The organism is Shinella sp. CPCC 101442 (genome assembly GCF_024704725.1).
GTDB lineage: Bacteria > Pseudomonadota > Alphaproteobacteria > Rhizobiales > Rhizobiaceae > Shinella.
Genome location: NZ_JALIQS010000021.1, coordinates 1 through 10,386, shown reverse-complemented (window position 1 = coordinate 10,386; position 10,386 = coordinate 1). Strand labels below are relative to the sequence as shown.

General features: G+C 53.1%; 8 protein-coding genes and 1 pseudogene. 5 read left to right on the top strand and 4 right to left on the bottom strand.

Annotated elements, in window-relative coordinates:
• Nucleotides 1-345 precede the first annotated feature (345 nt).
• From MUO32_RS29165 to MUO32_RS29145, 5 genes and pseudogenes are all read left to right on the top strand, one after another.
• On the top strand, nucleotides 346-2,211 hold the full coding sequence (locus MUO32_RS29165; RefSeq protein ID WP_257951882.1) for a hypothetical protein: 1,866 nt from the start codon (nucleotides 346-348) through the stop codon (nucleotides 2,209-2,211).
• Between the two features lie 683 nt (nucleotides 2,212-2,894).
• Nucleotides 2,895-5,192, top strand: coding sequence for a calcium-binding protein (locus MUO32_RS29160; protein ID WP_257951881.1), 2,298 nt, complete (start codon nucleotides 2,895-2,897; stop codon nucleotides 5,190-5,192).
• A gap of 20 nt (nucleotides 5,193-5,212) precedes the next feature.
• Complete coding sequence (locus MUO32_RS29155; protein ID WP_308311349.1) at nucleotides 5,213-5,650, top strand: SOS response-associated peptidase family protein; 438 nt, start codon at nucleotides 5,213-5,215, stop codon at nucleotides 5,648-5,650.
• A 153-nt stretch (nucleotides 5,651-5,803) separates the two neighbouring features.
• Nucleotides 5,804-6,034 (top strand): annotated as a pseudogene (locus MUO32_RS29150) (DUF982 domain-containing protein); the annotation flags it as partial.
• A 229-nt stretch (nucleotides 6,035-6,263) separates the two neighbouring features.
• Complete coding sequence (locus MUO32_RS29145) at nucleotides 6,264-7,889, top strand: anti-phage dCTP deaminase (protein ID WP_308311348.1); 1,626 nt, start codon at nucleotides 6,264-6,266, stop codon at nucleotides 7,887-7,889.
• Nucleotides 7,890-8,097: 208 nt separating this feature from the next.
• On the opposite strand, the gene MUO32_RS29140 is transcribed toward MUO32_RS29145, so the two are convergent.
• The 4 genes from MUO32_RS29140 to MUO32_RS29125 all read right to left on the bottom strand — a co-directional run bounded on the left by MUO32_RS29140 (nucleotide 8,098) and on the right by MUO32_RS29125 (nucleotide 10,245).
• Nucleotides 8,098-8,517: a hypothetical protein gene (locus tag MUO32_RS29140; RefSeq protein WP_257951879.1), complete on the bottom strand. Its 420-nt coding sequence runs from the start codon at nucleotides 8,515-8,517 to the stop codon at nucleotides 8,098-8,100.
• A 309-nt stretch (nucleotides 8,518-8,826) separates the two neighbouring features.
• Nucleotides 8,827-9,339, bottom strand: a complete 513-nt coding sequence (locus tag MUO32_RS29135) for a hypothetical protein (RefSeq protein ID WP_257951878.1) — start codon at nucleotides 9,337-9,339, stop codon at nucleotides 8,827-8,829.
• 189 nt (nucleotides 9,340-9,528) lie between these two features.
• On the bottom strand, nucleotides 9,529-9,876 hold the full coding sequence (locus MUO32_RS29130) for a hypothetical protein (RefSeq protein WP_257951877.1): 348 nt from the start codon (nucleotides 9,874-9,876) through the stop codon (nucleotides 9,529-9,531).
• A gap of 117 nt (nucleotides 9,877-9,993) precedes the next feature.
• Nucleotides 9,994-10,245, bottom strand: coding sequence for a hypothetical protein (locus MUO32_RS29125; protein ID WP_257951876.1), 252 nt, complete (start codon nucleotides 10,243-10,245; stop codon nucleotides 9,994-9,996).
• Between the last annotated feature and the right edge of the window lie 141 nt (nucleotides 10,246-10,386).

Genomic DNA, 10,386 nt, shown 5'->3' with positions numbered 1-10,386 from the left:
GGGCTTATCCTGGAGTCTCCTGAAGGCGAGCAGCGCTTCATCGCCCTGAACAAGATCGGCGCGCGGTGGCACGTCACATATAGAGGCGAAGTAGACCGCATGGCAGGCTAGGAACAAATCCACCGGCCAATCAATTTGTAATGGTCCAGACCTATTAGCCCCGCTCTGTGCGGGGCTACTTGTTTCACATGGTGTTTGAAACGGACCGTGGTGGTGGAAAGTTGGCAGATAGATACCCTTTAACCAAATAAGTTTGGCTCGCGGCTAGAGGGAATAGTCGAGGCCCGTTGCAAAACCAATAGATAAATATTAGCCTCTCCTCCCAAAACCACTTGGGAAGATGCTGTGCCGCTGTTTTCACAAAATGACTGGACTGTCAGGGAAGTAAAAGAAGCTGCAAGATTAGCCAACGCCGCGTATGAGGACGAATCGGCCCCTTCAGGCTGGAAAAAAGTCAGTATCATGCGCCTCTTAGAGAAAGCGAAGGTTCAAGCCGGTAACGACATTACCTTTTCCGGACTTGGCGTGACCAACGATAAAGGTGAGGGTTTCTTACAGCTGCTGAAGTCCGACGACGGACGGTACGCGCTATCGTTTCGTGGAACCGACGGACTAAAAGATGCTCAGTGGTGGCTAGGACTAGCATCCGATAAAAATGGATATGTCCTGTCTTTTGAAATAGCCATCGAAGCTTTGGGCGCGGCATTTAAAAAACTTGGCATATCACCTTCGGATTTGTTGATCACCGGCCACAGCCTCGGCGGCGCAGCCGTTAATCAGTTCTTCAACCACGCAAAATATGTGGCAGAAAATGCCGAAACCGCCCACCAAATTCAAGAAGCCCGGCTGTGGAAAAGCTTCGTTGGGGCGAACTATATCGGCTTCGAATCCCCTTTTATTTCTAAGTGGTCTGATCACGATCAGGTCGTAAATTTCGGGTTCAGCAACGATCCTATTTTCATGGCATCGCATGAGCCAGGGGATGTGAGACAGGGCGCTGTTTACACCCAGAACTGGAATACGATTTGGACCGGAAAGACAAAAGGTACGTCTTGGGACAGAATCTTAGACCCACACAAGAATGTTAAGTTGATCGAGAGTCTCGAGCTTCTGCAGAGCAGTGGCCTCTATGCACTCGAGAAATATCAAGGCTCCGACTTTGCGGACATCACTGAAGACAGCATTGTGTATTTTATCCGCGGAGAAAAACACGCCGCCAACGTGCCAACAGGTAGGGATCCATTTACCCCGAATTACGTGTTCGGACGAGAATCCGTAGATCTCATCACAGGCAGCAAAAGTTCTGACATAATCGATTCATTCGCTGGCGATGACATAGTTATCGGTGGAAAAGGCAGCGATGTAATTCTCGGTGGGGCTGGGGATGACTTAATATATGCGAATACGAAACAAAATTATAAAGCAAGGTATAATTCCAGTGCCATCGACGACGATTCATTGTATGGCGGCAGCGGAAAAGACAAACTTTATGGGTCGTCTCAATATGATTTACTTATGGGCAACTCGGGTGAAGATGAACTCTTCGGTGGAGACGGTGGCGATATACTAAACGGCGGATCGGGGGCTGACAGGTATCTAGGAGGAAGAGGCTCTGACTACTTTTATTTTACAGCCGGAGACAAAATAATAGATAAAGCTACAAAATCAAACTTAGGAGAAGATATCCTATACGTTGATATGCCATCTATTGTGCTAGAGGGTCAATTTCATACTGTTGGAAAGTACATCGCTACTATCGCCACAAAAACAATCAACGTGAGGGCATATAACTTTGATGACGATGACCCCATAGAAATCTGGAGTGGTGAAAAAAGCCTGAAAATTAATATTTCTTATCGCGGCAACGAGGGCGGGGATGTTCAAGTTGAGCTTGGGAAAAGTCAAGACAAGGTAGCAATTGGAGGGATACGTACCTTAGACAATGAAGTTGGTCTGACAGGGGTCCGCATCTCAAACTTCAACGGTAAAGTCGATAAACTTGATCTATCTAGCGCGAAGATAGGGAGGTTCTTTGCCAATCAAGACGCCTTTCGCGAATGGTGCTCTCAATCAGAAACGGACGTCTCGCGAAGCGTTAATGCCTACAGAAGCGGCGATAACGTCTGCGTCACCCGAGGCGAAAGCGAAATATTCTTTGTCTCGATGCTTTCTCCGAGTAGCCTTTCAGGCAGCGATTGGTTGATGATGTGACGGAATGCTACAGTCAAACTGACATTCGGCTCGGGGATAGAGCATTAACGAGGTACGGCCCCTGCTTCACCGAGCGGCAGGTGCCCATTCTGAATTCGCTATGATCTATGTTGTTTCGGCCCTTGCAGTCGTTTCGGCTCTGCTCGCATGGCTGCGGCCGACAATCTTCTCCATGCTAGCGGCGGCGGCCATGAATGCAGCGGCGGCTTGGTTTACGCTGGGCGTCTATCTCGGACGATAGCCGGGAACCGTTTTCATGAACGCAAAACGCCGCCCGGTTCCCGTGGGCGGCGTTTCCTTATCAGTCTCTCGACCGGCGAGATGATCGACATCTGCATGTGGATGGGGTGGTGGTGAAGCCCTTTGTACGATCCTCTCGCCGCTACTATGCTCGTTCCGCCTGCTGCGACGCAGACCGGAAGTCGTAAAGCAGCACCGGCACGTCCTGTCGAGCGGCTTCCGTCACAGTTGTTTCGGGGAAAAACGGTGACAACAAGCACGCTCGTGGTGCTGGATGAGGGGAGCTGGTGCGGGCCTTCGAACCGGTCGACACGGAGAGGGCGAAGTGCGCCATCGAAGCGAATTACTGCGGCTAAGTTAAGGTTGATTAAGAAATGCGATTGCTCCTCTACATAGGGGAAGCTATGCGTTAACAACCTATTGTTACCCAAGCAGGACCAGTCATGTATCGTGATGATATTTTAGCACGGCACACATTTACCGCTCACGACCGCAATGGCGACGGGAAGACAAAATTCGAGAACGCAAGAGAGATGGGCATTGCATGGCAAGGGTCTCTAAACAGCGACGGATCCTTCAATTTTGGCGAGCCTGAACTACGCGGCGGAACTATGACCGCCTTTCTATCGCCTAGGACTAAGATTAGCCTTTCAAGTGTCCCATACACTGATGACGGCGTCAAAAAATACAAGAACGTTGTGTCTATCGATGTAATGCCGCGAGCATTTTTCTTTGGCACAGAGATGCGAATGGACAGTACCCTCTTCCAAGACATCCAACTGAAATATGAATATGCAACATCTTCTGAACAAAGCGCACAAAGTTTGTTCAGCAGGGCAAAGCAGATGATAGACTCGGCCCTACATGCGATCCTCACCGCGGATATGGTCGGCGGTAGTGTAATCAGCAACGGTCGATATCCTAGCCCGATATACACTTTTTACGATCCTGCGAACTATTTTTTCTATCGGTACGAAGGTTCTGTATCTGACGATACATACTGGGCGCGCCTTTACGACAAGAAATTTCTTGGGAACGTTGTCGCAGACCTTGGCGACGGTGACGACAAGTTCACTGGCAGCGATAGGACCGATATCGCCTACGGTGGCGAAGGTAATGATATATTGATGCCGTACTACAATTCTGTCTACAACGGCAGTCGAAGACCGGTGCTGACCAAGGACCTGACTTACGGCGATATCCTTGACGGCGGCGCAGGCAACGATACCATTTATGGTCAAATCGGCGGGACCATGATCGGTGGTGCTGGTGTCGACAAGCTGATCTTTACTTTGGATAAAGGCGCGCCTGCATTCAACTTTAAACTCGCAGCCCAGCAAGCCACCGAAATCAACATTGGTGGATCGACTAAGATATCGGGCTTTGAGATATTTGAGCTCGTCTTGGCTGGGGGCACTAACGTAGTTGATGCCAGAGGCGTGAAATCCGATGGCCTAGACGGTCCGAGCTTGCGCACGGTGATAAACTCTGGGGGAACAACCGAAGGCCAAAACGACCGCCTTCTAATCAACCATCTAACCTCAATGGAACACACCTTTAATGGGTTTGAGTCCGTCAGCATGGATTTCTCGAAAGCAAATCGAGCGGTCGACGTAACGGTCGGCAGCGGGAGCAGCTTTTGGATTAAATTCCATAATGGAGCTGTCCAGGAAGCCTCGTCTTCCCCTGCCCTTAATGGATGGGCTTTCTCCATAAGCGGCACCCCGTTTGCTGATAAACTCGAAGGGAGTAAAAAAGCCGATACCCTTCGCGGCAACAACGGCAATGACACGCTCGCAGGAAAAGACGGAAACGATACTCTTGATGGCGGTGCAGGTAACGACTTTTTGGACGGCGGCCTGGGCGCAGACTCAATGGCCGGAGGCATCGGCAACGATGTTTTCATGGTGGACGACGTACGAGATCGGGTGAGCGACATAACGTCAGGCGGCCGGGATACCGTCAGGACCAGCGTTAACTTTGCACTCGCGGACAATGTCGAGGACTTGGTTCTGCTTGGACTCAAGGATCTTTCGGCCGTTGGCAACAATCTTGCGAACGTCATTACCGGCAATAGCGGGAACAACGTGCTCAATGGTCGTGGGGGCGCAGACACTCTTGAAGGCCGAAACGGAGACGACACCTACTATGTAGACAACGTCGGTGACAAAGTTGTCGAGACATATGGCCTCGATAAAGTGTTGAGTTCCGTGACCTACTCGCTCACGGCGTTCGTAGAGAATCTGACATTGCTCGGAGCCACGAACCTCAACGGGACCGGAAACGGGTTGAGAAATCTCTTAATTGGTAGTTCCGGAGCGAACACGCTGAGCGGAGCGGACGGGAACGACACACTCAACGGGATGGGCGGAAACGATCGCCTGGTTGGCGGCGCCCACGCCGACACACTCTACGGGGGGACTGGCGCTGACACCTTTGCCTTTCTATCCCAAAAGGATTCCTACGGATCTTCAAGCAGAGACACGATCATGGATTTTTCGCGAAGCGAGGGGGACAAGATCGACCTGAGAGTTATCGACGCGAAGCTCAACTCAATGGGCAATCAAGCGTTCGACTTTGTCGGCACTGAAGCTTTCAGCAAGAAGGCGGGTCAGCTACGCTACGAAATTGCTTCGGGAAAAACGATCATTCATGCTGATCTCGGCGGAGACGGCACCGTCGACTTTTCGATCATGCTGGATCAGGCAATTCGGCTGAAAGCGACAGACTTCATTCTGTAATCAGCGGCGAGCTGCCTGCGATGGAAAAGGACGGCACGTGTGGAACAGGATACAGACAACGTCGTTTAATGGGTGCGGCGTTCGATGTGCATCCTAGCTCACGTTGGTTCCCCAGCCCCGCCGCAATAAAGGTCGCTTCGTGGTTGATCCAGATGCCGGGCGTCGCCCCCTACGCCTTCTCCGGCCTATGGGCACATAACGCAAAGTTGGACGTCACGAGCTGCACGATCATCACGGCGCCGTCGATCGCCCCTATCAGCCAAATCCACGACCGCATGCCGATCATCCTCGATCCTGAGGTCTTTGAGGGCTGGCTCAATCCGGCGACGCCGAAGGAAAACCTCAAGGGCATCCTCGCCCGTCACCTCGACGGTGAAATGCAGATGCACCGCGTCAGCAGGGACATCAACAGCTCGAGGCTTACCGAGCGGCCGGCGCCGATCGTCAGCTCGCTTTAAGGAACAAAACCAGCCGAGAGAAAGTTTCTCCGCTGCACTGGTCCAAACTTTGCCCCGCCTCGTGCGGGGCTCTTTGTTTCGCGTGGGGTGTGAAATGGAAATCGGTGGGTGGGAAAGACCAATCACGTTTGAAACCACCAAGCTCGGAAGTACTGGACTGTGACCAGCACTGCTGAAGCAGCGAGAGCGTTGATGGGGCCGGTCGATACCGGGGAGGCGCTTCAGAGAGCGTGCGAAACGTGTCTGGCAGTCCTGGAAGGGAAAGAAGACCCCGCGGTTGCCCGCGAGGCGTTTATCAGGGCGGCGGAAGTTCTTCAGCGCGCACAAAAACAAAAAGCCCGCCGAGATGGCGGGCTTTGTGTTAACGAGACGAAGCTTGCTTAACGAGCCTGAGATCGCTGTCGCTGATCACATATGGACCGCGCTGGCTCTCCGGGCGCTCTAACACATTCTGCGCGGCATCGGTCATGATGGACCAGAGCTGCTCTCCTCTGGTTCTACTCGAAACTGTATCGCTCTTGACAGTTTTAGCATCCATGATTGTATCCCTCCTGAGGCAATCCCGACTCAAACATACAATTTATCCCGGCTCGGCGAAATCTATAATCGGCCTATGGTCGTTAAGTTCCGCTTAAGGTGTGACATGAACGCAAGCACGATAGTCGACAATCCTGAACTCGTCATCGGCCTCGTCGGACCAATTGGAGTCGACATGGACGCTGTAGCCGCCCACTTGCAGAGCGCGCTCGCAGATGTCGAGTACCAATCGACCATCATCCACATCACTTCGGTGATGGCTGACCTGTTGCCTGACCTGAAAGTCGCGGATTCAAGCTACGGTGAGCGGTACAACTCTTTGATCGAGAACGCTGACCGCGTTCGCCGAGAAGCAAAGAACCATGCTGCGTTAGCATGCATCGCGATCAGTGAAATACGACGGCTGCGCGCAACAGCTGCGCCGAAAGGCATGGACGAGAAAGACGCTCGGAACCAACCGATTCTAAAGCATGCCTTCATCCTTCGCCAGTTTAAACGGGAGGAGGAAATTGCCCTGCTTCGAAATGTTTACGGCCGAAAATTTATCCAGGTTTCCGTGTTCTCCGATGCCGATGATCGCAGGCGACAACTTATCAGGAAAATAAAGCAATACCGCACGAGTCTCGTAGAAGATGCAGTGGCAGAGAAGACCGCGATCGACCTAATCGAACGAGACAATAACGAAGTTGGCGAAGATTTTGGGCAACGTGTGTCTGACGTTTTCCACCTTGGTGACGTTTTCGTACCGGGCGGGTCAAATGGTGAAACAAAAGAGGTGATCGATAGGTTTATCAATGCCTTTTTTGGCCACAACGGCATGTCGCCCACCAAGCGAGAGTATGGCATGTACGCCGCGGCGGGAGCATCGCTTAGGTCACTAGATCTTTCCAGACAAATCGGCGCAGCAATCTTCTCCGAGCAAGGAGAGGTGATCACACTAGGCTGCAACGAGGTCCCTAAGCCGTTTGGCGGCACGTACTGGTGCGACGACGCCGATATGAAGCCCCATCGAGATTTCGAAGAAGGCGAAGATGGAAACCACTCGCGCAAGCTTCGGCTTTTATTTGACCTGGTTGAGAGACTAGGTAAGTTAGAATTCCTGTCGGAAAAACTAACACGCGCTGGCAGCACCGTGGAGCAAGTTGAGAAACTACTGTCAGAGAAACTGATCGAAGATTCCAAAGTTATGGACATCATAGAGTTTGGAAGGATAATTCACGCAGAGATGTCTGCGATCACAGACGCGGCTCGGAAAGGCAAGCCACTTCAAGGCTCAATTCTTTTTTCAACTACTTTTCCTTGCCATATGTGCGCCAAACATATTGTTTCTTCAGGAATACGGAAAGTAGTTTTCTTGGAGCCGTATCCGAAAAGCCACGCTAAAGACTTGCACCAAGACTCGATTACCTTTTCCAGCGCTGAAGCGGAAAATAAGGTCCTATTTGCTCCATTTATCGGCATATCGCCGAGGCGTTACAGAGATATATTCGAGAAAAAGAAGCGCAAAGACTCCACAGGGAAAGCCCAGCAGTGGGCTTCTGGCAAGCCGGTACCACGGATTGAGGACAGAAGCTCGTCGTACATCGCGAATGAGGAACCCGCTATCTCTCTTGTCGTGAAAGACATCATGGCCTTTGGCCAGCGATTGGCTGCGGAGAAGGACGCGGAACAACGAATCGCTGAAAGGGCTGCGGTTTCGTGAGGTATCGGCTGGAGCTAATTTACACATTTGCTCTCATGTTGATACCGCTCGATCCCTCCACACTGGCCTACCTCGATGCGCTGAGCAACTCTCACGCCAAGTCACCCCTTCCCTATCAGCACCATCCCTATGCGCCTCCCTCGCTCGATGAAGCGTGGTCCGCCGCAAGATCGAGGGGCTTGCTGCATCCAGTCCGCCGCGACTTTCGTCAGTCGTAATAGCCGGGCGCAAAAACAATTATCGTTTCCACTGAAGAGTTGGGGGCGGATTTGAGGAATGGTGCCCAGCCACCAATACCGAGACGGACTGAGGTGAAACCCTCGGTGTCGATGGACACCTGCGGATCTGCGTCTCGTATTATGTCAAGGAGGTCGATGAACCCGACATTCAGCAAGTCCACGCCATTAAGAGTAGGCTTTGCAGGGGCCGAAAATTCAATAACCTCGAACAACCCGTTCCTATCGGCATAGTAGACAAAACAGCCTAGGCTGATGAAATGGTCGCAAGGGTGGACGTCGGTCGGGTTCCGTTTAAAGCTGTCCGCTTCCGCCGCAAGCAGATGAAGCACCTCTTCGCGAGCCATGCCGAATCGAATTGGACCGGCGCCTTCATGGCTGTGAATGTCCATGTCACCCTTGCGTTTTTGTAAATCGTTTAGCGGCAAGGGTGAATGAAGTATCCCTCTTCGTCAATCGATCCTACCTCCGGTGAGGCGAAAGCCGCGAACGTAGAGAAGGGGACGTCCTGTTGGGCCGATCACCTTAACCCTTCCCGATCACCGCCTACGCAATCCGCTTCAGCGCCTCGCTGAACGTTACGCCGGGGGCCATGGCGGCAAGATCCATCCCTCCCCCGCGAACGCAAAAAAGCGCCGCCATCCCCGAATGAACAGCGGCGCTGGTGTGGTTGTACTTCCAGCCGGCGATCGGACGCGAAATTAAGTCGTGTAGTAATAGACCGGCATTACGAGCCCTGCGCTAAACGTTCCTGGTTTGCCGCCGGCCCAAATCTGAATGTGCGTCAACGCGGAAGTGAGTTTCTTCGTCCCCGCAGATAGTCGTTGAATCCCCTCCCCGCCGTAGTCGAACAGCATGCTCTCGCAGAACCATCTATGCGTAGGCGTTGATAGTCCCAGGCGAGCGTAACCGTAAAAGTCATTTGAGGTCTCTGTCTGGCCGCACATCACGAACCAATTCTCGCTCTCCGACACGCTCTGTACGGTGGAGGTCATACGCGAATGCCCCGCGCGGTATCCCGAGCTTTCGATGCCAGCGGTCGCTCCAAGGCGCAACCCCCAGGGCGTACCTACCGTGGAGGCGATGATACCGTGAAGCCCCAGTTCGACCGTGCAGACATTGGAAATTGTTGTGGGTACAGCGATGGTGTAACCGGTAGTCAGGGAAACTCCTGTCAAATCCACGGTGGCTCCTTGATGTCGCTCAACAGCCATTTCAAACTCCTCTTTTTTGATTGGCGAGAGTTCCACGGCTCAACCAGTGATTTTATTCTACCACACGTTTTATCTGGGCTCTCCGCATCTACTGGTGATCAATTCCGTTCCGCTGCCCCGCCCTCTCCTCCGTTGCCTGAAGTGCGGCAATAAGGGCTCAAACACCTGGATCGTCGCGCAGGTGGTTCGCTAGGACTGACGGTGGGCAGCAGGACGAGGCTCATATAGCCGGTCTAATCGTTCGCCGAGGCCATCAATACGATTCCCAACACCCTCGATCGCTCGCATAATCTGCGCAGTCTGCTCCTGCATCCCGGCTTTTGTGACGTAGGTCTCGGCGGTATGCAGGCGGTGGTCAGCCAGTTCCTGCCGGGTCAGGGAGGCAAGGGCGTTGGCTGCCAATGCCGCGCCAGACGCTTCAGCCTTGGCTTTGTCAACCTTCCCCTCAATCCGCCACCAGATGCCCCAGAGAGTGCCGGACACTAAGATGAAGAAGCCGATCCCGCCGACGAGTTGCGCCCATAGTTCTACCGTCACGGCACCACCCCGCAAAGCTTCGCCAGCTTTTCATTCTCGCGCAGGATCTGCCGTCTCGTCTCTCCGGTCATCTTATCTTCCACGCTTGGCCGCACGGCCCGCGCGACATCGCAGAAATTACCGCTTGCCGTCACGCATCCACTTAGCGAGACCAGCGTCAACATCAGCGCTGCCCATACCTTGAACTGCATCTTCGACGCCCCTCGCCTTCTTGATTGCTTTTGCATTGTTGTGGGCCTGCTCGGCTTCTGCGTCGGCCTTGCCGCCCGACCGGCCATACAGGAAGGCTCCAGCGATGACCGCGAGCGCCACACCGGCCATAGCGAGGTAGCCTTTGAATTTGAGCCAGAGGCTTAGGAGTAGGGTCATGCTGCGCTCCTGCTTACTGGTGGCAGCCAGATCCGGTGATAGGCGGAAGGAATCGCCTTTCGAAGCGCTGCAGCGGCGGTGCTGGATTCGACTTCCTGCCGAATGAGCGTATCATCGCCCGATCGATGGCCATTGATACGG

What these genes read in the sequence shown, in the direction of transcription:
- MUO32_RS29145 (WP_308311348.1), top strand. Translation starts at nt 6,264, where the DNA reads ATGGTCGTTAAGTTCCGCTTAAGGTGTGACATGAACGCAAGCACGATA.
- MUO32_RS29160 (WP_257951881.1), top strand. Translation starts at nt 2,895, where the DNA reads ATGTATCGTGATGATATTTTAGCACGGCACACATTTACCGCTCACGAC.
- MUO32_RS29155 (WP_308311349.1), top strand. Translation starts at nt 5,213, where the DNA reads ATGGAAAAGGACGGCACGTGTGGAACAGGATACAGACAACGTCGTTTA.
- MUO32_RS29140 (WP_257951879.1), bottom strand. Translation starts at nt 8,517, where the DNA reads ATGGACATTCACAGCCATGAAGGCGCCGGTCCAATTCGATTCGGCATG.
- MUO32_RS29125 (WP_257951876.1), bottom strand. Translation starts at nt 10,245, where the DNA reads ATGACCCTACTCCTAAGCCTCTGGCTCAAATTCAAAGGCTACCTCGCT.
- MUO32_RS29135 (WP_257951878.1), bottom strand. Translation starts at nt 9,339, where the DNA reads ATGGCTGTTGAGCGACATCAAGGAGCCACCGTGGATTTGACAGGAGTT.